14 protein-coding genes, 1 tRNA gene and 2 pseudogenes are annotated in these 21,494 nt (G+C 55.9%); 7 read left to right on the top strand and 10 right to left on the bottom strand.

The window, feature by feature from the left end; translation table 11 throughout:
- Positions 1 to 4: 4 nt before the first annotated feature.
- From RCF49_RS07620 to RCF49_RS07600, 5 genes are all read right to left on the bottom strand, one after another.
- Entirely contained in the window at positions 5 to 1,159 is a 1,155-nt protein-coding gene (locus RCF49_RS07620; RefSeq protein WP_342644150.1) for a polysaccharide pyruvyl transferase family protein, read from the bottom strand.
- A 151-nt stretch (positions 1,160 to 1,310) separates the two neighbouring features.
- The gene (locus tag RCF49_RS07615) at positions 1,311 to 2,555 is read right to left on the bottom strand and encodes a hypothetical protein (protein ID WP_342643428.1); all 1,245 of its coding nucleotides are present in this window, start codon (positions 2,553 to 2,555) and stop codon (positions 1,311 to 1,313) included.
- A gap of 10 nt (positions 2,556 to 2,565) precedes the next feature.
- On the bottom strand, positions 2,566 to 3,507 hold the full coding sequence (gene fcl / locus RCF49_RS07610; RefSeq protein WP_342644149.1) for a GDP-L-fucose synthase: 942 nt from the start codon (positions 3,505 to 3,507) through the stop codon (positions 2,566 to 2,568).
- Positions 3,507 to 4,580 (bottom strand): GDP-mannose 4,6-dehydratase, encoded by a 1,074-nt coding sequence (gene gmd, locus RCF49_RS07605; protein ID WP_342643427.1) that lies wholly within the window; start codon positions 4,578 to 4,580, stop codon positions 3,507 to 3,509. The genes fcl and gmd overlap by 1 nt, the downstream gene beginning before the upstream one ends.
- A 62-nt stretch (positions 4,581 to 4,642) precedes the next feature.
- Positions 4,643 to 6,070: a mannose-1-phosphate guanylyltransferase/mannose-6-phosphate isomerase gene (locus RCF49_RS07600; protein ID WP_342643426.1), complete on the bottom strand. Its 1,428-nt coding sequence runs from the start codon at positions 6,068 to 6,070 to the stop codon at positions 4,643 to 4,645.
- 1,330 nt (positions 6,071 to 7,400) lie between these two features.
- On the opposite strand from RCF49_RS07600, the gene RCF49_RS07595 reads away from it, so the two are divergent.
- Positions 7,401 to 7,476: transfer RNA gene (locus RCF49_RS07595), tRNA-Lys, on the top strand.
- Between the two features lie 315 nt (positions 7,477 to 7,791).
- Here the strand turns inward: RCF49_RS07595 and RCF49_RS22450 are convergent.
- Together RCF49_RS22450 and RCF49_RS22445 are read right to left on the bottom strand one after the other, a co-directional pair.
- Positions 7,792 to 9,168, bottom strand: coding sequence for an O-antigen ligase family protein (locus RCF49_RS22450; RefSeq protein WP_432807373.1), 1,377 nt, complete (start codon positions 9,166 to 9,168; stop codon positions 7,792 to 7,794).
- A gap of 28 nt (positions 9,169 to 9,196) precedes the next feature.
- Positions 9,197 to 9,424: pseudogene (locus RCF49_RS22445) on the bottom strand (sugar transferase); the annotation flags it as partial.
- 736 nt (positions 9,425 to 10,160) lie between these two features.
- Here RCF49_RS22445 and RCF49_RS07580 point away from each other — a divergent pair.
- The 5 genes and pseudogenes from RCF49_RS07580 (at position 10,161) to RCF49_RS07555 (ending at position 17,899) form a co-directional block, all read left to right on the top strand.
- On the top strand, positions 10,161 to 11,453 hold the full coding sequence (locus RCF49_RS07580) for an MFS transporter (protein ID WP_342643425.1): 1,293 nt from the start codon (positions 10,161 to 10,163) through the stop codon (positions 11,451 to 11,453).
- Between the two features lie 74 nt (positions 11,454 to 11,527).
- Positions 11,528 to 12,316 (top strand): sulfite exporter TauE/SafE family protein, encoded by a 789-nt coding sequence (locus RCF49_RS07575; protein WP_342643424.1) that lies wholly within the window; start codon positions 11,528 to 11,530, stop codon positions 12,314 to 12,316.
- A 119-nt stretch (positions 12,317 to 12,435) separates the two neighbouring features.
- Positions 12,436 to 13,374, top strand: a complete 939-nt coding sequence (locus RCF49_RS07570) for a DMT family transporter (protein ID WP_342643423.1) — start codon at positions 12,436 to 12,438, stop codon at positions 13,372 to 13,374.
- A 1,392-nt stretch (positions 13,375 to 14,766) separates the two neighbouring features.
- Positions 14,767 to 15,219 carry a hypothetical protein gene (locus RCF49_RS07560; RefSeq protein ID WP_342643421.1) on the top strand — a complete coding sequence of 151 codons (453 nt, stop codon included), beginning with the start codon at positions 14,767 to 14,769 and terminating at the stop codon, positions 15,217 to 15,219.
- A 116-nt stretch (positions 15,220 to 15,335) separates the two neighbouring features.
- Positions 15,336 to 17,899, top strand: a pseudogene (locus RCF49_RS07555) (N-6 DNA methylase).
- A 261-nt stretch (positions 17,900 to 18,160) separates the two neighbouring features.
- Here RCF49_RS07555 and RCF49_RS07545 read toward each other — a convergent pair.
- Positions 18,161 to 18,373, bottom strand: coding sequence for a hypothetical protein (locus tag RCF49_RS07545; protein ID WP_342643419.1), 213 nt, complete (start codon positions 18,371 to 18,373; stop codon positions 18,161 to 18,163).
- 1,169 nt (positions 18,374 to 19,542) lie between these two features.
- Positions 19,543 to 19,725, bottom strand: a complete 183-nt coding sequence (locus tag RCF49_RS07540; RefSeq protein WP_342643418.1) for a hypothetical protein — start codon at positions 19,723 to 19,725, stop codon at positions 19,543 to 19,545.
- Positions 19,726 to 20,773: 1,048 nt separating this feature from the next.
- Between RCF49_RS07540 and RCF49_RS07535 the strand changes: the two genes are divergently transcribed.
- A complete protein-coding gene (locus RCF49_RS07535; RefSeq protein WP_342643417.1) occupies positions 20,774 to 21,202 on the top strand; it encodes a cysteine dioxygenase family protein in 429 nt (142 codons plus the stop codon).
- Here RCF49_RS07535 and RCF49_RS07530 read toward each other — a convergent pair.
- A complete protein-coding gene (locus RCF49_RS07530) occupies positions 21,199 to 21,387 on the bottom strand; it encodes a hypothetical protein (protein ID WP_342643416.1) in 189 nt (62 codons plus the stop codon). The genes RCF49_RS07535 and RCF49_RS07530 overlap by 4 nt on opposite strands.
- Between the last annotated feature and the right edge of the window lie 107 nt (positions 21,388 to 21,494).

Genomic DNA, 21,494 nt, shown 5'->3' with positions numbered 1-21,494 from the left:
CTTATCATTTCGCAAATGCAAACTGGGCGACAATGCCCTGGAGTTCCCATTGAAGCGCGTTGGCGAGTTTTTCAACCGTCGCGTCGAGCTGAGCCCGCTCGCTCTCAAGATGAGCGACTTTGTAATCCAGCGCTTGCGAGATCACTTTAGCGTCTGTTTGCCATGGCATTACATCGTCAGGTCGACCGAGCCAGGTGAATGCGCCCTTAGCCTTGGCTTGCTGATACTCTAGTACGACCGCAGGAGTCGAAACGACAGACGCAAAAATCGAGGAATGCAACCGGCTCGCAAGAAGCAAGTCGACTGCACTGTATCTCGTGCAAAGTTCGAGAGGAGTGTAATCCTCCTCTTCAATAGAGATTGACTCCCGGTATTTCTCGGGCACGAGGGATGCGATCCGACGTTGAACAATCCGGTCATCCTGCCATGGGTCGGGGCCGATCACTTGGGGTAGGAAACGAATGGACCAACCGGGGTGCCGGTCTAAGAAGGTGCTAATTACGGTTGCAATCTTTCTCTCATACTGCGATTGGGCTTCCTGATCTCTCGTCACATTGAGTGCAGTTACTCCGAGCATCGGCCGACTGGGATCGCGAGCCTCACGCGAAGCATAGCGCGTGAGAAGGAAGGCGGGATCCGGGATTAATCTGAGCTTGCCGGCTGGGATGCCAAGTTCTCTCAAATGCTCGAGTGAAAGCTCGTCACGGACGTAAATACAAGACATCCGCTTTCCGATCGCTCGCATCAATGAGCGAGACAGTGGGGTTCTAAAAGGCCCAATCGATTGACCAAAGATAAAGCTGGGCCTCTTAAGAAGGATCGCGGCAGCAATAGGGCACAACATGCGGAACAAAAAGAAGTGGCCCCTTACGGACTGATCGCAATATAGCAAACTTCCACCCTTACAGACGAGGGCGTCCGCGCTGCGAATCGCAGCTAAAGATCTGCATAACATACTAGGTATGCGTGCGCGCCAGAGAGCTATGCGACTTAGCATGGAGAGAATTTGGACGGGTACGGATATCGCTTTTGTGAGGCTCCGGATTACGCCGCGTGGTTCCTGGTACCTCTGGGTTACCGGCGCAGGTACAACCTCTGGGACAATGGTCCGCAAAAGCCTATGAGTGTTTGGAAGCTCAATGTCTCCCCCTCCAAACATCGACATTGCAGTGACGTCCAACCTAACGCCAGTTGCTTCCGCAGCCGTAGACAAACCCAATACTGTAGCCTGGATGATCCCGAGATCACCCTTGTTGTCATCCGCGTACACGTGGGCAAGTACTAGGCGTCTGTGCGGGATTGAAACGTCATTACGCATGAGCCGGCCTTCGGAATAGTATTGCGAGCATGAAAGTAATTGATGCCGTTAGCGAGGCAGTTAGCGACCATAGGTACGGAGATGCGCTTTGATAATGCATAGCGACGACTAGAACGACCGACGAGAAGCCAAAAGCTATGATCCCAATAAAGGAAGCGAGTGCGCGTTGCTTTCTGAGGTTAATGCCCAGCAGCGCAAATGAAATCTGCTGATATAAAAATATGCCGGAAAATATAAGCGTCAGTGCGCCGGCACTTTCACTAAGTTCATCAACCAATGATATGATAGGAGCGTCAGAAAAAATATGGTGAAACTGATTAATAGACCAATGAATTAGATATATTGCTGGCAGTAGTAAAGCAGACGCCGCAGCAGCTGCGAATGATGCTCGCTTTACGATTAGTTCTGTGTGGCTTCTTGAGTAGAATGAGGCTAGGTTAATCGTAACCGAGACGCTAACGAAGCCCTTTGCGACGTTGAGGATCCTAGTGAACAGGCCGATCACTGCAGTGGTATGCGCCTCGCTTAGTATACCGCTCAAAACAACTGGCAACTGGAACCAGACATTGGACAGAATTTGGTCCAGACCTACAGGGGCGGCTCGACTAAGGCTCCGAAACAGTCCCGAACTTCCACGCGCGTGCCTCCGTTCTAAAGCAAGAAGCCACCCCTCCCGCCAATGCGCTTGCGCATGAGCTATGCGGATTGAGAACAAGAGCGAACAGATTTGCGAGCATAGATAGGCAGCACAGACGGTGGTCAGTTGACGATAGCCGAAAGTCAAGCATGCTGCTATAAAAAACAAAAATACAAATGGTTGAATAACCTCTGTCAGAATTGTGCTGTTGTACTGTTTTTTGTCAATTAGGAGATATCGATTGACATTTACTAGCTGAATTGCAATTGCGCCCGGATATAGAAGTATCGCGATATCAAGTCTCTCTGCCCCAAAATAGGCCAAGCAAAGATACATAGGTCCAGCAATTGCTGATCCTGTCGCAATGGCCTGAAGTGACCTTGCGATTATCAATGATGGTGGCGTGCTTCGGTTCAGGTATCGGAAAGAATATCGAATGAACCCGAAGTCACAAAGAGACGAAGCGATTGCAGCTGCCGAAGTGATAAAAAAGAAGCTTGCTAGCTCTTGAGTCTCTAACACATCCGTAATCAGATAAAGACTCATTAATTGAAAAACATAGCCAGACAGCTTTATCGCGTAGGAAAACGCCTTAAACATGCGGTGGTGCCTAGGCATATGCGTTTGGAGTTCTGCAGAAGTTGGCGTAAGTTTCCTTGATTCCAGATTCGAGGCTCATCTGGGGTGACCACCCGAGTGAGCGCAACTTTGAAGAGTCCATTAACTTCCTCGGAGTTCCATCGGGCTTCGTCAGATCATGCGTGACTTGCCCGTTGAAACCGACGATTCCGTTGATCGTTCTAACCAGCTCTAGGATCGTGATGTCCTCACCTGAGCCGACATTAACATGCTCGTATCCCGAATAGTTCTTGAGGAGAAAGACGAGCGCGTCGGCGCAATCATCGGCATGAAGAAACTCGCGTCTTGGCGTGCCTGTGCCCCAGATGGTGATTGAACGATCGCCGCGTATCTTGGCATCATGCGCTTTGCGGATCAGTGCGGGCAAGACATGGCTTGAATTGAGGTCGAAATTGTCGCCAGGCCCGTAGAGATTGGTCGGCATCGCTGAAATGAAGTCCCGGCCATGCTGCTTCCTGTAAGCCTGCGCGAGCTTGATGCCTGCGATTTTCGCGATAGCGTACCATTCATTGGTCGGCTCAAGCGGACCGGTGAGCAACGCGTCTTCCGGAATGGGCTGTGGGGCAAACTTGGGATAGATGCAGCTTGAGCCCAGAAACAGCAGCTTCTCGACATCAACCTCATGGGCGGCGTGGATGATGTTCGCCTCAATCATGAGGTTGTCGTAGAGGAACTCGGCCGGATAAGTATCGTTGGCTAGAATTCCGCCAACCTTGGCTGCGGCAATCACCACGGCTTGCGGTCTGGCACTGCGCATGAAGGCCTCAACTTCGGCCTGGCGCTTCAGGTCCACCTCGCTGCGGTCAACGGTGATGACCTCGCACTCCTCACGGGCGAGGCGACGCACCACGGCACTGCCGACCATGCCTCTATGGCCGGCAACCCAGACGCGCTTGCCCTTCAACTCATAGATCATGCGTCCACCATGATTGGTGAATCGGTCATTAGCTTCAGGTCTTCGCGGACCATTTCGCGCGCCAGCTCGCGCGCCGAGGTCTTATGCTTCCAGCCTAACTTCTGTCGCGCCTTTGTTGGATCGCCCAGCAGAAGATCAACTTCCGTCGGGCGGAAGTAGCGGGGATCCACCTCGACGAGCACCTTGCCCGTGCGCGCATCGTAGCCTTTCTCGTCGACGCCGTGGCCGCGCCACTCGATATGGACATCAATCTCTTCGAAGGCCCATTGCACGAATTCACGCACCGAGGTGGTGACGCCGGTTGCGAGCACATAGTCATCGGGCTCGTCCTGCTGGAGCATCAGCCACATTCCGTGCACATATTCCCGCGCGTGACCCCAGTCGCGCTTGGCGTCGAGATTGCCAAGATAGAGCCGGTCCTGGCGCCGATGATGGATTGCGGCGACTGCGCGGGTGATCTTGCGGGTGACGAACGTCTCGCCGCGGATCGGACTCTCGTGATTGAACAGGATCCCATTGGAGGCATGCATGCCATAGGCCTCGCGATAGTTCACCACGATCCAATAGGCATAGAGCTTCGCGGCCGCATATGGCGAGCGAGGATAGAAGGGGGTCGTCTCCCGCTGTGGAACCTCCTGGACCTTACCGTAAAGCTCGGAGGTGGAAGCCTGGTAAAAGCGGGTCTTGTCGACAAGCCCTAGAAGTCGGATCGCTTCGAGCAGTCGCAGGGTGCCGAGCGCATCGGCATTGGCGGTATATTCGGCGGTCTCAAAGCTTACCTGCACATGAGACTGGGCGGCGAGATTATAGATTTCGTCAGGCTGGGTTTCCTGCACGATGCGGATTAGGTTGGTCGCATCGGTCATGTCGCCATAATGCAGGAAATAGCGCTGATTCTCGGTGTGCGGGTCCTGGTAAAGGTGCTCGATCCGGCCCGTATTGAAGGACGACGAGCGGCGCTTGATGCCGTGCACCTCGTAGCCCTTATCCAGAAGGAGCTCGGCGAGATAAGCGCCGTCCTGCCCGGTGGCTCCTGTGATCAGCGCGACTTTCTTTTCTAAGGTTCCCATGTCCCCTCTCTGATTTTGCCCGGATAGGGTTGCCGCGCAAATATGGCAAAATGATAAAATGCCTAATTTCTGTTGTAGGCATCCTCAAGGCGGACAATGTCGTCTTCGCCGAGATATGAGCCGGTCTGAACCTCGATCAGCTCGAGCGGGATCTTGCCCGGATTGGCCAGGCGGTGCACCCCGCTCAAGGGAATATAGGTCGACTGGTTCTCGTGCACCTCGAAAACCCGGTCGTCAACGGTTACCTCAGCGGTGCCCTTTACGACTATCCAGTGCTCGGCGCGGTGGAAGTGCTTCTGCAGGGAGAGGCGCGCTCCCGGTTCAACGACGATTTTCTTCACGTGGAAACGGTCACCACGGCAGATCGTCTGATAGGTTCCCCAGGGGCGGTGGGCCTTGATGTGCTCGCTCGCCGCGTTGTGCTGCTGAGCCTTGAGATTGGACACGAGGCCTTTGACGTCCTGAGCGCGCTCCGTGGGCATAACCAGCACGGCATCTTCGGTCGCCACCACCGAATAGCCATCGAGACCGATAGCCGAAACGAGCGGGCCTTCCGAATGAATGAAGCTGTTGCGGCTGTCGAGCAGGGCCACTTGCCCGCGGGTCACATTACCATCGTCATCGCTCGGGGAAAGCTCGTAAAGCGCATCCCATGCACCCACATCCGACCATTGAAACCGGCCGGCGACCACGGCAGCCTTGTCGGTTCGTTCCATGACCGCATAGTCGATGGATTTCGCCGTCGCTTCACGGAAGGCCTTCACATCCAGCCTGATGAAACCGAGATCATCGGTGGCAAGCTCGACCGCAGCCTGAACGGCTTCCACCATTGCCGGCTCGAAGCGGCGCGCCTCCGCGATCAGCAAGGCGGCCGGGAAGAGGAAGTTGCCGGAGTTCCAGAAATACCCCTCAGCCACATAACCGCGGGCGGTTTCTTCGTCAGGCTTTTCAACGAAAGCCCTGACGGCAAAGGAGCCCTCGGCTGAAAGCGGTGCGCCCGGGCGGATATAACCGTAGCCTGTGCGCGGCTCCTTGGGCTCGATTCCGAAGGTCACAATGTGGCCTTGGGCGGCAGCCAGCGCTGCTGTGCGGCATGTGGCCCGGAATTTCTCGGGCTCGCTCATGAAGTGATCGGCGGCCACTGCCAGAACCAGGCAATCATCGCCATGGAGCCTTTGCGCAATCAAGGCTGCCGCTAGCAGGGCAGGGGCGGAATCGCGTCTTACCGGCTCCAGAACGACGGTGGTTTCGATACCGATCTCGCTTGCCTGCCGACGGGCAAAGAAGCGGAAATCCTGCTGGGTCAGCACGATGGGGCGGGCAAAAAGGTTGGGCTCGGTCACCCGCAGAAGCGTCTCTTGATAGAGCGTCTTATCACTGCTGAGAGGTTGAAACTGCTTGGGTAGGCTGTCTCGGGATACTGGCCAGAGTCGGGTCCCGGTGCCACCTGCTAGAACGATGGGAATTATTCGATGTTCGTGTCTTTGCATGGTGCTCCGCAGCTCCATGGGCACGGCATAGGAGAACTCTCTTCCGCCTGGCGATCTGACGGAACTCTTACCCCACTAGTCAAAAATACACCGCAGCATGGAAAGCGGGTGTACATACTATGCACTGTGACTTTGCAGAGTGAATGAATGCCACTTTGACATCTGATCTCGCTGTGAATTCCTTGATAGTGTCGATTTCCCCAGGCCGACTTGCGTCGTCAAAAATTACTACGAACTCGTCATTGAGGTGGCTGTCTAATATTTCGAGCGCTCCCCATCGTGAATTTCGTTTGGTCCCCACGGGACCATCCACTACGACCATATCAAATCTAGTTGCTAGTTTGTGGTCATAGACTTGGGTGGAAACACGGTGCACCTCTGACGATACTAGAGGTGCGTGCTGTACTTCATGCGAGACTCTTTGTCTTATCAAATCAGCCCATGAAGCGTCATGCTCTAGTGAGGTGACTGACAAGTTGGATAGCTTTTGTGAAACTGCGTGCAACAGGAGACTGGATTGGCCTACTCCTAACTCGAGCACGTTCTGAACATTGAGTTCCGTGACACAGCGAAATATTGTGTAGAGTAAGGAGTAATTGGCAGCACCCCCAAAGGGGAACAGCGGAGGCAAGTTGATACCTAAAGAAGCCGCCCCGTTGTAAAGAGACAACGCATAACCTGCCTCCTTCGGTGTTGCTTCGGAAAGCAACGATCTTGTTTTCTGAATCGTGTTAATAACGCTGAGTTTAAGTCTTGTTTTCGTTTTCATGCTTTCAGATCTGCGCTCTCGCGCGTCAGGTTGAAGATGATCAGGGCACCCGGAGTTCTCGAGCGCCCTCGTCCGAAGCTTAGAAGGGGACATTCTGATGCGCGCGCTTGCTAAGTTCCACCCAAAGGCGGGCACGAGAACCGTCGGAAGGATGTAGCGGAACACAAGGAAGGCATGCGACTCTCATCAGCGCTCGGCAACCTCCTCATCTCGATGGTCTCAGCAGGGCTTTTCGCAACTGCACAAATTCCATACAAGAAATACCCCATTTTCGAAATAGAAAATTGCTCGCCGCAGCAGCGTGCTTCAACCTCATGTCCTTGCATTGAAAGACTCAGGTTGTTCTAACGGCCCGCCGCTCGTAACAATCATCACGCCCGATGCGGTCGAAATTGAGGCAAAATTGCTGGTTTTAGGACTGAAGTTTGGGAGGCAGCCGCGAGCAAGGAGATCGTAAGTGTGGCGCGTAAAATAGGGGTTGTTGATCGCGGACCAGGCTGCTATCTAACCGCCGTCGGGCGCGTTCCCGGCATATCGATACGTGGGTGTCGATGATTATGTGGGCGCATAGCTCAGTTGGTAGAGCAGCTGACTCTTAATCAGCGGGTCCATGGTTCGAGTCCATGTGCGCCCACCACATAACCCGCTATTCTCGAGTCATATGGGCGATTTTGCCGTTAATCGGGGCCGCGGCTTAGTTCAGGCCTCGTGTTGGCGCGATTCTGGAACGTGCATCGTGGCGTCCTCGAAGATGCGCAACGGTTGCTCAGCTCCCATTTGCCTACGCATTGGTTTCTTCATCGTTTCTTAGCTGACGGACGAGAAGCCAAGGGTGGCTCCCCCTTGGATGTCATGAACGCTTTGGTGGGGACGTGTCAGGCGATTCGCGCCGCGGGCGGTGCCTTCTTCCCATTGCTGATGGTGGTGACCACGCTCGATAATCCGGAGGTCATCATGGATGCTTCTCGCGCGTCGACCACGATTGGGCGACGCCGATGCCCAATAGGGCCGAATAGGTGATGGCAACGCCTGCCATCTGCAGGCTGAAATCCACCAGTGCGTGCAAGCCCACCAAAACCGAAACGGCAAAGGCAATGAGCGGCATGTGCCGGCCGCGCCGACGGTTGAAGGCTCCAACCGCGCAAAGCACCACCAGCCAAAGCACAGCTGCGATGAGCGCGATGGCTCCGGGAATACCGAGTCCAAGCAACAGCTCGAGATAGGTGTTGTGCGCTTTATCCCATACCCCGGTCACGCTGATGCTCTCGTCCCGGTACATGGGGAAAATGTCGTTGAAGGTGCCGTATCCGGATCCGGTCCAGACGTAATCTCCGATGGCCCGCATCGTGGCGATGTAGACATTCATGCGCGTTTCCGTCGAGCTGTTCACGTCGGCAAAACGAGCAAGCAGAGCGTCACCACCGACCACAATCCAGTAGCCGATGACCACCATCAGCACGGCAAGGCCAATCATTCCCGCGATAAAGCCGCGGTGCTGGCGCGATTGCCACAAAGCGAATGCCAAGAGCATGGCCACCAGGGTCGCGCCAAACCCGGCGCGGGAATGGGTGAGCAACAGAGCGCAGAACACCATCAGCAGAGGCAGTGCGTAGAGCACGAGTTCCCGGCTGCTGCCGACGATATGAACAAAACGCTTGCTCCAGGGCATGTTCTGCCGATCGGCAAACTCAATAGTGAGCCAGCGCATCAGCAAGATGAGAAGGATCACGCAGCCCATGCCCACATAGGTCGCGAAGCTGTTGCGGTTGACGAATGTGGATGTCAGATCGCCTTGATAGGCCTCTTTCTCGTACCAAAGTATGGTCTCAGAATTGAAGGCCCAAAGCAGAAGACCATAAGCGGCGTAGGCCGCGATGGCCCACCCGATCACCTTCACAAAACGCTCGCCGGTGCTGCGGTCGCGTGAAAGCTGCAGGCTGAGCCAGAAGACACCGGAATAGGTGAGCAGGCGCATCAGCCCTTCCATTGTTTCATCCGGGTTTATGGAAACGGTGCCGCGGCCGGGCACCTCCAAAGCCTCGGGTACAATGGCCCAGAGCGGATTGGCCCAAGTGGCCGGCAGAACCGGGAATGCCTGGAGTATGATCCAGACTGCGACCCCCAATACCAGGATCGCCGGCACAGCGATGCGTGACAGCGGTACAGGAAAGGCCGTTCGCGTCCGCGCCGTCTCGATGCTGTAGGCGATGACCAATAGCGCGGCGATGATGGCGTAAACGGCCCAGGCCCAGGGCAAATTGCCACCGAATGGCAACGGGCTGATGACGACCAGCGCCATCAGCCCATAGGGTACTAATTTTTCGGACAACTGGTTCACTCGCTATCAGTATGCACGCGCGTTCACACACGAGGGACATCTCGCCACGAAGCACGTTCCAAAGTTGAGGCAGCTCGTCAAGGCTCGTTCGACGCAAGAACGTTCCGATGCCCGTCACACGTGGGTCATTGCTCGTCGCCTGCGTTATCCGCGGCCCATCTGCGGCAACACGCATCGTCCTGAACTTCAGGACATTGATCACGCAGCGATCAAGCCGCTGGCCGCGCCGAGCGCGACCGGGTGCATCTCGCCACGACAGGAGTAAGTCAGCGGGCAACGTACTACGAGCCTCGACGGACTCAGCTCTAAGCGCGGACGTTCTAATCATCCTCATCATCTTTGGTCAGAGACGCTCGAGAAGCTCGTTCAGCTTCATGGTTTCGGCTGCGAGTAGTGCTTTTTTGTCACCGCCATGCTGAGCTAGCGAATCCTTCAGAGACGGAGCATGCGAGGGCGGCGAGTACCTGGCGGCTGCGGCTGCCCCATGGCTGCCCGCGCTCGGGCGCATCGGCAGCCGAAAGCCGCACTTTGTGCTGCCTCTAGCCGGCGTCCAGCACAATGATCGTGTCGCCGTCGATCACGGAAACGACGCGGCCCTGAGAGCACCTCGGCCTGGGCTGGCAAGGCGAACGCGAAGGCAATTGCCATCCCGGCTATGGTCCTGTGCATTCGGCCCCGCTCTTGATCCGCCAGCTGACATTCCGGAGTGGAACATAGCGGATTCGGAGCCGTCGCTTGAATCCGTCTGCGGACGTCAAGACCCGGGCCAAGCGCATCCGCTGGACCGCGTTCGGCGTTGTCGAGGCCAAGACCCGATCGGCTCAGCGTTCAATCGCGGAAGGCAGGCCTATCGGTCGCAAACTGTCACGGAGCTAGTGCGAACAATCTTGAAAACCTCACTATACTCTGCCTAGCTGGGTCGATTTGGCCAGAACGCCCTTGCGTGCAGGCGCAAGCGCGGTGACGCGAGCTCGGTGAGCACCATGACGACAGGGTTCAGAGACACTTCTGGATGGCGCTCTAGCCAGAGCCAAGTCCTAGCGTCACTTCTCCCCCTCTATATTGTGATATTCATTGGATTTGTCGGGTACAGCCTGATGATTACGGTGTTTACACCGATGATAATTCACAACAGTAATAACATGCTTTCGAGCGATGCGAGTTCTGCCTTTCGAGCCGGGACGCTGGGTGTCTTGCTGGCCCTCTATCCTCTCGGTCAGTTTCTAGGCTCGCCGGTGATGGGCGCGCTTTCTGATCGTTTCGGCCGAAAGCCGGTTCTCATCTGGTCGCTGGTGGTCACGACTCTTTGCTACGGCCTTATCGTCGCTTCCTTGGTACTGCAAAGCCTGCCTCTGCTACTCGCAGCATCACTTCTGGCCGGCTTGGCGGAGGCGAACATTGTTACCGCGCAGGGTGCAATTGCCGATCTGACCACGAAGGAGCAGCGCGCCCGCTTCTTTGGCTATATCTATATGAGCGTCAGTCTCGCCTATATCGTTGGTCCTCTTCTCGGCGGGAAGCTTGCTGATCCCTCTGTCCTGCCCTGGTTCAACGATGCGACACCGTTTTCTGCCGTGTTGCTGATGATGGTCGGTATCACCGTGGCAACATTGCTGTGGTTTCGCGAAACACGGCACCCTTTGTCAGCTGCTGGCCCGATTCAGGTGCGCCACTTATTTGCGGGGCTCATTGCCTCGTTGTCCAACATCCGCTTTCGGCGGTTTCTGATCGCCAACTTCCTCATCTATCTCGCAATATTCGGCTTCTTCCGTGCCTATCCCATGTATCTCGTGCAAGGCTTCAAGTTAGACGTCACCGAAGTGTCCGATTTCATTGCATGGGTCGGCGTTCCAATCGTGCTTGTGAATCTCGGCTTGACGGGTTTTCTCACGGCCCGTCTACCTGTCCGAACCGTCACCATTGGCTCCGCCCTGCTGAGCGGCGTGTTTTTCGCGCTGATCGTCTTGCCGACCAGCACAGGTCCGCTGTGGCCGGTGCTTTTCTTCGCAGGCGGCGCCGTCGCTTTGTGCCTTCCCGCTTGCGCGACGATGCTGTCGCAAGCCGCAGATGACGATGAGCAAGGCGAGATCATGGGCAGCAATCAAGCACTCCAAGTGGCAGCCGAGGCCTTGTCCGGCTTTGGCGCCGGACTGCTTGCTGCCATTGCGCTCATCCTGCCACTCAGCGTCTTGGCGGCCACGGCAATCCTCGCAGCCATGGTGGTCGCGATTGCCGTTCCAGGTGTGCAGCGGAAGGGCAATGGCCCGCTTGCCTGATAATTCGCCGAGCCCCCTCTCTTCCTCGACCGATCTGGTAATGATATCGTCGCAGCAAGAGGGGGAGGCGTCCCGTGGACGAGGTCTTGTCGCTTGCCGTGGCCGCTTTAGCGGGCTTAGTCTGCGGGTTCTTGAACACTGTGGCGTCGTCGGGCTCGGCGGTCTCTCTGCCCATTCTACTGTGGCTCGGGTTGCCGGCAGTCGATGCAAACGCAACCAACCGACTCCCGGTGCTTATCGGCGCGATGTCGGCGACGTTCGACCTGTCGCGCCGCAAGGCAATACCTTGGCGACTGGCCATCCTTGCGAGCTTGCCGACGATGTTCGGCACCATCATCGGTGCCTTGCTGGCCGAGCGCATCCCTAATGCCGATTTGAAACTGTTTATCATTGCTGCGGTGTTCGTAGCGCTCGTGCTGATCCTCTCGAAGCTCAAGAGTGTCATCAAAGACACGGACAAAGGCGCAGCTCACTTTGGCTATAGAGAGGCGCTGCTTCTTGTGCTTGTTGGGATCTGGCTGGGCTTCATCGTCCTGGATGGCGCCACATACATTTTGCTTGTTCTCATCCTCGCTGCCGGCATGCACCTGGTCGAGGCGAATGCAGTCAAAAACGTCATTCTCCTCGCAACGACCCTCGTCGCCATGGTCATTTTTGCGAGCAAAGGCAGCATCGACTGGCGGCTTGGAGCCGTTATGGCGGCCGGGAGTCTATTTGGAGGTTTGGCCGGTGCTCGCCTGGCTGTTTCAGAGGCGGCCAAGAGATGGATCGTCGGGCTGCTGGTGCTTGTGATCATCGGCGAAATCGCCCACCTGCTCATACAGTCTTATTTGGCTATGGGCGCTACAGCCTCTGCATCCTGAACCCAGTACCGACGTTGCAGAACAGCAGGATCGATGCCGGAAATTTGGGAGCAAAAACCGGATAGCGCCGATGCCGAAATCTGCGAGAAGAACGCGCACGCGAGATATCTGGAATCGCCATGCCCGCTCTTACCAACCGATCGATGACCCCACTTGAATGGGGGTTGCTTCTGGTGCTTTCTCTCCTGTGGGGCGGGTCGTTTTTCTTTGTCAGCATAGCCCTCCAAGACCTCCCGCCCCTGACGGTCGCCCTGCTCAGGGTCGGGCTTGCCGCTTTGGCCCTCCACCTTGCGATTAGAGCCATTGGCACCCGGCTGCCGAAGAGCCGAGAGGTTTGGACAGCGTTCTTCGGGATGGGCTTTCTGAACAATGTGGTGCCGTTTGTGTTGATCATTTGGGGCCAGACACACGTGGCCAGTGGAATAGCATCGATCCTGAATGCAGCGGCGCCGCTATTTACCGTCCTCCTTGCCCATCTCCTCACCGATGACGAGAAGATGTCGTTTGGGCGTCTTGCTGGCGTGATCATCGGTTTTTGTGGCGTTGGCGTGATGATCGGAGGAGCGGCGCTTCAAGCGCTCGGCATCAGCATTCTAGCGCAGGTCGCCATCCTGGTCGCCGCGCTGTCTTATGCTTTCGCCGGCATTTTCGGACGGCGATTCAAAGCCTTGGGGGTGTCTCCGATTGCCACGGCCACCGGCCAGGTCACCGCGTCAACCCTGATGCTGCTTCCAATCGTCATCATCCTAGATCAGCCTTGGGCGCTGCCTGTACCATCGCCCACCGTCATCGCAGCCGTTGCAAGCTTGGGTCTATTTTCGACGGCGCTCGCCTATATCCTCTACTTCCGCATCCTCTCGACGGCCGGCGCGACCAACCTCCTGCTTGTCACCTTTCTCATCCCTGTAACGACCGTCTTGCTTGGTGTCTCCATGTTAGGCGAGACCTTCGAGGACAACCAAGCTCTCGGAATGATTTTGATTGGCGCTGGACTCGCCGCGGTAGACGGCCGGACCTGGAGACTATTGCGACAGCACATGCAGAGAGCCGCCACATAGACCCTCGCTCGCTTCGCCTGACCCGAAACAGAGGAACGTAACGTCTCCGAAGGCCCGCAACCAAAAATCCAATAGCACACGCTAGATTTTTGTTCGGCTCGCATTTTCGGAAGAGACTGGTGGTATGTCCGATAGCACTATCCGTGATCGGCTGCGCCGGGATACGCGGGACTGACTGCGCAGGCTGGAAGAAGATTGAGCCCACGAACAAAGGACATCGATACGGTATCGCCAGGCTTGCGCGTCAGCTGCTGGCTCACAACGACTTCGGCAGGAAGTTTGGCTGCCGTGAATGGGCGTAATTTGGGCCAGGCATTCTCATAGGCTGGTAAGCTCCAGCATCCTTTGTGCTTCATCTGCCGAGCTGCCCTGCACTCGTAGCGAAATGCCGCTCGATCTGACGAACGCACTGTGCTGTAATGCCAATTGCCCTGTTCAGCGCTCGCTCACACCTTTTGATTGTCGCCTCGGGCGAAATGATCAAGCGCTGTATGCCCGTTGTTTCCTCCATAAAATAATCCGGGGAGAGATCAATGCATCAATACAGATGCGTTCTAACGTCAGTTTTTATGCTTTTACTCTGCACGGGAAGTGCGCGCCCGGACGAATCTGATGCGCAGAAGAACAACGTGGGATCTACATCAACGTCTAAATCCCTCGTTGATCCTGGCGTATTTGAAAGGTATCTCGAGAAGGATCATCCTCAGACATTTATGCAGTATGGCGCGCTTGCTATTTGGGGCCCTATCCAAAAGCTGAGAGAGGAGACCGCCTTACATGCAGTAAAACTGCCTAAGTGCGGCCGAGTTCTTTGGTCCGAGCTCGCAACCAAGGAGTCTAGCATCGACAAGTGGGTTGTATATGCTGACTGTGAAACTGGCCTTCGCGTCTACAAGGATTGGGACGGCCGAACTTGGAGCAGAAAGTTGTCGGCTTGGAACTAAGATCACGCATTCGCGTGCGCACGCTTTAGGGCCATCGTCCGACTTTTTGGACTGCATAAGTAGCGGGTTTCATACCGTTCACGGCCTCGTCGAGCCAAACGCTATCATTCCCATGCTCCCGGATTAATTGCTGGGCACCTTTGATGGAAATGCCGTGCTTCTCGGCAAAATAGCGCACTTCGTGAAGCTGATCTCCGGCTACTTGATCGCGGTCACGGGCGTCACGTTTTTGGGATCGTCTGTCATCTTGGCCCTCGTGGCAGCCGAAGTGGGTGCGACGGGCACTCGGCTCACCCGGAGCAGCGGATGTTAACGCGCCCTGAGCGCCCGTCGCCATTGTTCAAACTTGGGCGCTAGCCAATTGTTCCGTCTTCGGATTTTCGGAAGGAGACTCTTCATCGATCCCTGGCTATGGTGACGGGGTCCAACCTGGGCTGGGGAGACTTGAGTGGGCAACAAGACACCAGCGGTCGCACTCCCGTCGCGGATACAACCCTGTTTACCGACGCTGGTTCCTCGGCCACCTCAAGGCGAGCAGTGGCAGCATGAAATCAAATGGGATGGCTACCGGCTTATCTGCTTCAAGGATGGCAGCTCGATCAGGCTCCAGACCCGCAACGGCTTCGACTGGACCGAGCACTTTCCCGGCATTGCCCAGGCAGTGCGCAGCCTGAAGGCTAAGACCGCCATTCTGGACGGCGAAGCATGCATCCTCGACCCCCGCGGCGTCTCGGACTTTAGCCTGCTTCAATCTGCCCTAGCCAGCGGCAATAAGGCCGCCTCTGCCGCGCAGCTCTACGTGTTCGACCTCCTATTCGTGGACGGCCGCGACCTGCGCAAAGAGCCCTGCCGCGAGCGCGATGGGGTCTTCGTGCGTCACGAAATCTCCCCCAGGCCGTGATCCAGTCCGATCCTTACCACTGGCCGGGACAGCTCGGCTCTGTCAGTTTGTGAACTCGTTCTTAACCGGATGGGGGCGACGCGTATCGCCATTGTCCGCGTCCAGAGAAATGCACCATGAAGAACAAGTTCACGGAATCTCGCCTCTTAACTAACGAAGCTTCCGTGGAGGACCTTTTCGCGAGTCGCCTGATTCGCGATATTGGCTACCAAGATGCAGACATTTCGCACAAGCAGTCGATCAAGCCGGTCGAGATCGCGCTGGGCTCAAAGAAAACCCGCTACGCGCCTGACTATATTCTGAACGTTGCCGGTAAGCCTCGCGTAATCATCGATGCCAAAGGGCCTAACGAAAACATCATGTCTTGGGTCGGCCAGTGCGTCTCGTACTGCGCCACGCTCAATCGCCGGTACTCTGACGAGAATCCTGTCAAGTTCTTCGTCCTGACGAACGGCATGATGACAGCTGTTTTCGCTATCGATCAGGGAGACCCGCGTGTAACTGTTGAATTCAATGAATGCGTGGATGGCAACGGCAAGTTCGAGAAGCTAAAGGCACTTTTGAAACCAACGGCGGTCGTAGTGCCTGCGATGGCAGGCAACCAAGCGCACATGTTCAGGAGGCTCCGGCTCGAGGAGATCAACGCGATTTTCACTTGGTGCCATCAGCACATCTACAGGAAGGACAACCTCAGCCAAGCAGCCGGGTTTGAGGAGTTCGTTAAGCTAATATTCCTAAAGCTTCTGTCTGATCGGCAAATCCGTGACCGCTTCGGCCCGTTAATCCATCAGGACGACTTTGAGGTTCCGCGGGAAACGGTCAAGTTCTCCACCGCATGGATTGAAGCCCGTGAAGAGGATGATCCAAATCCGTTGGACAGCGTGCAGTTTCGGTCACTCTTAGCGGAGCTGGAGAACGAAATTCGCAACAATCGGAAGAAACGCATCTTTCGCGAAGGTTCTCGCATAAGCTTGCATGCCGGGACGATTAAAGAGGTCGTAAAGAAGCTTGAGCACGTTTACCTTTTTGGGATTGACGCTGATCTTAATGGACGCCTATTCGAAACGTTCTTGTCTGCCACGATGCGAGGCAAGGACCTCGGTCAGTTTTTCACGCCGAGGAGCGTCGCCAAATTGGGAACGCTTCTCGCCAACCCGCAGGTCAGTAAGCGACGGTTCGATGTTGTCCTGGATGGCTGTTGCGGTACGGGGGGTTTCTTAATCGACGTACTCGCAGAGATGTGGGCAAAGGTTGACAGCAATCCCACCCTTTCGGCTACTGAGAAGCAAGCGTTACGGAGAAAGGTCGCTGAGGAAGCGATTTTCGGCGTCGACATTGCGCAGGAGCCAAACCTCGCGCGGCTGGCTCGAATGAACATGTATCTTCATGGGGACGGCGGAAGCTCAATCTACGAAGCTGATTTCCTCGACAAGAAGGTCTCGGACCCCTCCCATGCCAGCGCTGAAATTCGGGCCGAGGTCGCTCAGCTCCGCGAGCACCTCAACCACCACCCTCAGGGGTTCGCGGACGTTGTCGTTACCAATCCGCCGTTCGCAAAGGTGTATGAAAGAAAGACAAAACGAGAGGCGACCATCCTTGAGGACTACGAACTAGCCAACGGCGAAGAAAAGCTGAAGTCGAGCCTGATGTTCTTCGAGCGCTACCATGATGTCCTCAAGGTGGGCGGGCGTCCTGTATCCATCTCGATGACGGAATCCTCAGCGGGAGCAGCTATCAGGAGTTCCGTGCCTATATTCGAAAGAAATTCCTCATCCGTGCCGTTGTATCCCTGCCAGGTGATGCCTTCCAGCGTTCGCAAGCTCGCGTAAAGACGTCCTTTATAGTCCTGGAGAAGCGGAACCCCGACTTCAAGCAGGAGCAGGGGCCCGTGTTCAAATACGCGTGCCGGTATGTGGGGATTGACGATCCAAAGAGGCAGCGGACGCTTCCCATCGACGCGGTCAATAGGGGCAAAGCACAAGAAGAAATCCAAACCGTCGCGAACCTTTACAATAATTTTATCGAGTGTCGCGCCGTAGACGACACATACCTGATCCCAGCCTCCGCGCTCGATGACCGTCTTGATGCGAAATCTTACGAGCCGACCGGGCGCATGCTACCGCAATGGACTAGGGACGGCATCCAGACTGAGCTTCTTCGAAATATCATGGAACCAGTCGTACCTACGGTGGAGGACCGTATCGACGCTTCATCTCCTGATGAAGAGGTAACTTACTTAGTTGTCGGCTATGACGGGTTTGCGCGCGAGGGAGAGACAATCCTACTCGGTGAGCAGAAGTCTGTTCCAAACCTGATCCGGGTCCACTCCGACCAAATCGTCATCTCGCATATCAACGCGGTTAACGGGTCTATCTGCGTTGTTCCTGAAGAACTGGATGGTATGGTCGTCACAACGGAGTTCACGGCATTCCGCACCCGGGATGGCTATGATCCCCGAGTCGTGTGGGCACTGCTGCGGTCACCAGAGATACGTTCCGAGTTCCTTATTCGAGCGAGCGGTGCAGGACGTACCAGAGTGAAATGGGCAACGATTGCGGATATCCGCGTTCCAATTCCATCAATCGAGTTGGCAACCGCTGTGGTGACTGACCTTTTGCAGGCCGAAGAAAGCTTGCGTGCGGCCCAGCTCCTTAGGCAGGAAGTGCAGTCTCGAATCTAGGAAACGTTAATGCTAGCCACTGAAAAGGCCGTGGCGACCCTGGAGGCGTTCAAGCCACCTAGATAACCGGCGTCAACTTCCCGGCTCAACCGCACAAATCGCCCTTCCAGCAGGGCAACAAGCAGGACACGATCGTCGTCGACGTGGACGATATGGAGGCACTCGGCCGCTAGACGGTGATCTGCAGGAGCCTATCCTCTTCAGGAGTTGTCAGTTCTTGTCGCGCGACGGGCTCTGAACCGAGCTCCATTTGAAAGGAGCTTAGGTTTCTCCGCCATCGGCCGGCTCGATTTGGTCTCCGGCCATCACTCGGTAGTGACCGTCCACCAAGCTCTTGATCTGATATTGCTGACCAAAGAGTTCCGAGCGCTGTTTCAAGGCGACGACCTGAAATGCCTCGTTGGGGTCCAAGAGAAGATAGTTTGAGCCGGTCAATTTGACCACGTCGCCAACACTAAATGTTTTTCCCCGCATAGACCCCCTCAACGTATCACCAATTGCCACCACGATCCTGCGCCTTAGCGCTGACCACCTAAAATCATTTTGGCTGGCACGGTTCCCAATCTGCTGGGTACGGAATGCTGGCCGAACAAAACATTCCTCCAATACGATTGGACCTAATCCACATCTTCGCTCGAATTGCCCCATATTCCGGCGCGCGTTTTATACCAATCCATGAGGCCAGTCAGCAGCGGCATTGCAACCGCCCACTGCAGCCTCAGGTCAAAGTGCTCGCCGCTCTCGTCTCTCAACCGAACCAGTGCGTGGCTCGTGTCGTCATCTATTTCAAGTGAGACGAGCTCTTTTGCCGTCACGCACGATGCTGGCAACTTTCCTCTTTCGCTCAAAGTTCAATTCGCTCCTCATATATCATCCGCCTGCGGACAATCACCTTTTCGATCCCAATCAGCAAGCCCAATGTGAGGCGCCGATGCGGACCTGAGACATCCTGGCTCGAGCTGGTCCGCGACCGGCTTGCGGATGAACCATGGTAACCAATGGGCTAACTGGGGCTGCCAAAAGCAAAGCATTAAGCCTCGCAAACAATTCGGATTACGCAAGCAACTCGATGGGCATATTCTGAATTTCCTTTCCAACAGGCCCATTTAAAAAAGCTCAGCAGGGGGAGCGACTTCGATGCGGCGATACATCGATGACCTGGAATTTATTGTTCGGGAGGCACTGATTCTGGCCGGAGCTATCGAATTCTGCCCGACTCATCCAGAAGTCGCGATCAGAACAGGGGACAGACGCGCAGAGGCGCGGGTTTACGAGTACGTCTGTTCCCTACCGAAGAGAGACGGTACCATGTGGCTATCTGGCGCGGTGAAGGATGCAATACAGAATGAGCTCACCTTGGCGACAGACAAGTTGTGTTGGAAGTGTTACTCGGATCAACATGAATCCGATCTCATATGTGCTTCGGCCAAACGCTCAGGTGGCCGCCGTTAGGCGACCACGAAATTCGCCGCTGACGGTGAGGTTGCCATCGCGAGGCCGAGCTGAGTGCTCAGCCGGCTGCGTTCGGATAAGAAGAGTCCCGCTTGGAGCGGGGCAAGTTCGTTCCACTCGACATCAGGAAACGATGATAGTCGTGTACGCGGAGAGGCCCTGGCACAACACTGCGCTGTTGCCGATCACTATCACTCGGCTTGTGCCAGCTTACGGGCCACCAGCCTGAGTGCCCTCTCAATCAATTTCAGTTGATGTTTCCACTCATCAGAGGGCCAGTGCGAGCTGACACTCATCAAGGCGCTCCGTCCATTCATCAAGGAGATCTCAATTTCACGCAATTCTTTAACGGTGATTTCGATTGGATCATTCATTGAAGGTCCGTGTTGATCCTGTGTAGTCTTGCACGCACGTGATCCGATCGTGTCTGACATCTACTACGGCATCAATAAGTTCCCATTACGTTCGCGTCAAGCGAACTATGAAGTGAAAGAACTAGGACCTGAACGAGCGCAGAAAAAGTCCCGCCACATGCGACCGAGGCGGGGCGGCTTTCTGAAGCGGCGGATCTACTCCCAGCGGGTCCCAGCTGGACCAGGGCAGAATCAATCAAGCTGTCTAGGAAAAGGCCGATTGCCTATTGGAGTATGCCTACCAGGCTGACGGTAATCAAGAACAGCATTAGGAACCTCGGCCTCAGAGGGAGAGGGCCGAGGTTCCGTGGAGTGCCGTGCGGTAGCAGGTAACAGCACCACGACCAATATAGAGGCCAACACTCTGGGGGGCAAGAACAGTATGCGGCCCTGCTCCCCCTGAACAGGGCCGCTTGGGCGGTGCTTAAAGTTGGGGGCTGCCAACAAAAACCGCCCATGGTTCATCTACTGTGAGCTTCAGTCGGCTACAACGATTTTTTAACGAGAAGCGCGGTCCTGCTGGGGGATGCCAGCAGGACCGCATGGCGGATTGGTGGTGGGAATGTCAGTCAAGGGGCGACCAACAAAAATTCCGCCGAGCAAGTGTCTACGACTTCGATCCCGTGAGTGCAACCCAGCGGGTATCATACCCCCCCTGAGGGGTCGTTGAGCGAGACGACATCCAGGAACGCTAATCTAGCCGTCTCGGCGCGGCTTATGGGACCAACTCCACACGTGCGTTGATTCCGGGTAACAAAGAGCCGCTTTGGGCATTCCCCGTGCGAAGCTAAGGCTTCTCATTCTGAGCTGGTGTTGTCACAGTGGAAAAATTAGGCAGCTCTGTCGGACCCGCGCCAGAATAGTAAGGGCGATTGCCATGAACAACTCTCCCGCAATAGACACGCTTCTTCAAGAGATGCGTGCTGCCGTCTCGGCTGAGACCTGCTCCGAGCGGATTGTTTCTCGACTGATGGAGCCGGTTCGACATGCAGCACTGGAAGGATCTTGGATGAGGGATACCTTCCTGTCGCCACCGGCCGACCAGGGGTTCGGTTCTTATCTGCTGCATGCAGAGCCGGATAGGACGCTCGCGATCTTTGTCGTGAGCTGGCTTCCTCGACGCGGTGCTCCGCCGCATGACCATGGCACCTGGGGCGTTGTATGTGGCGTGAAGGGGGTAGAGACGAACATAAACTGGCTTCGTACCGACGATCAGAGTAAGCCGGGTCAGGCGGAATTGCGCGAGGACGGCCGGGTTTCGCTAGGACGCGGTGACATCATTACCGTCACGCCGAAAGACATTCACAGTGTGATCAACGAGACGGATGAGGTGACGTTGTCGTTCCACATCTATGGCCGGCACCTCAACGAGACCGGTCGCAATCGGTTTGACGTGGAACAGAAGAGGGTCGAACCCTTCATCATCTCCGTCCGCTAATCGATAACGGCATTGGCTATGGTGCGCTCGGCCTCCATCTCGGCAATGCGACGGAGGAGGATGGCGAGGGCGTCGGCGGCATCGATAAGGGCCGCATCGTCTGCGAACTCATCGCTCTCGGATAGAGGGTGATATCCGGCCCGCAACCGCTGCTTCAGCCGCTCGATCTCTGCAAGGTCAGTCATGATAGCGCTCCGGTAATGCAATCATCAATCTGATCCGCACCCCGAACTCGCCAACCGTGCCCGCATCTTGAACATTCAGACCATACACCTTCGATCGACCCTGGCTC

The sequence above is a fragment of the Rhodoligotrophos sp. CJ14 genome, from assembly GCF_038811545.1.
GTDB lineage: Bacteria > Pseudomonadota > Alphaproteobacteria > Rhizobiales > Im1 > Rhodoligotrophos > Rhodoligotrophos ferricapiens.
Note: the sequence above shows the minus strand (reverse complement) of the source record. Positions and strands in the feature narration are given on the sequence as shown.

Coding starts and splice junctions, on each gene's coding strand:
- RCF49_RS07570 (WP_342643423.1), top strand. CDS start 12,436: ATGCCCGCTCTTACCAACCGATCGATGACCCCACTTGAATGGGGGTTG.
- gmd (WP_342643427.1), bottom strand. CDS start 4,580: ATGGGAACCTTAGAAAAGAAAGTCGCGCTGATCACAGGAGCCACCGGG.
- RCF49_RS07615 (WP_342643428.1), bottom strand. CDS start 2,555: ATGTTTAAGGCGTTTTCCTACGCGATAAAGCTGTCTGGCTATGTTTTT.
- RCF49_RS07540 (WP_342643418.1), bottom strand. CDS start 19,725: ATGAATGATCCAATCGAAATCACCGTTAAAGAATTGCGTGAAATTGAG.
- RCF49_RS07620 (WP_342644150.1), bottom strand. CDS start 1,159: ATGTTTGGAGGGGGAGACATTGAGCTTCCAAACACTCATAGGCTTTTG.
- RCF49_RS07545 (WP_342643419.1), bottom strand. CDS start 18,373: ATGCGGGGAAAAACATTTAGTGTTGGCGACGTGGTCAAATTGACCGGC.
- RCF49_RS07580 (WP_342643425.1), top strand. CDS start 10,161: ATGACGACAGGGTTCAGAGACACTTCTGGATGGCGCTCTAGCCAGAGC.
- RCF49_RS07600 (WP_342643426.1), bottom strand. CDS start 6,070: ATGCAAAGACACGAACATCGAATAATTCCCATCGTTCTAGCAGGTGGC.
- RCF49_RS07535 (WP_342643417.1), top strand. CDS start 20,774: ATGAGGGATACCTTCCTGTCGCCACCGGCCGACCAGGGGTTCGGTTCT.
- RCF49_RS07530 (WP_342643416.1), bottom strand. CDS start 21,387: ATGACTGACCTTGCAGAGATCGAGCGGCTGAAGCAGCGGTTGCGGGCC.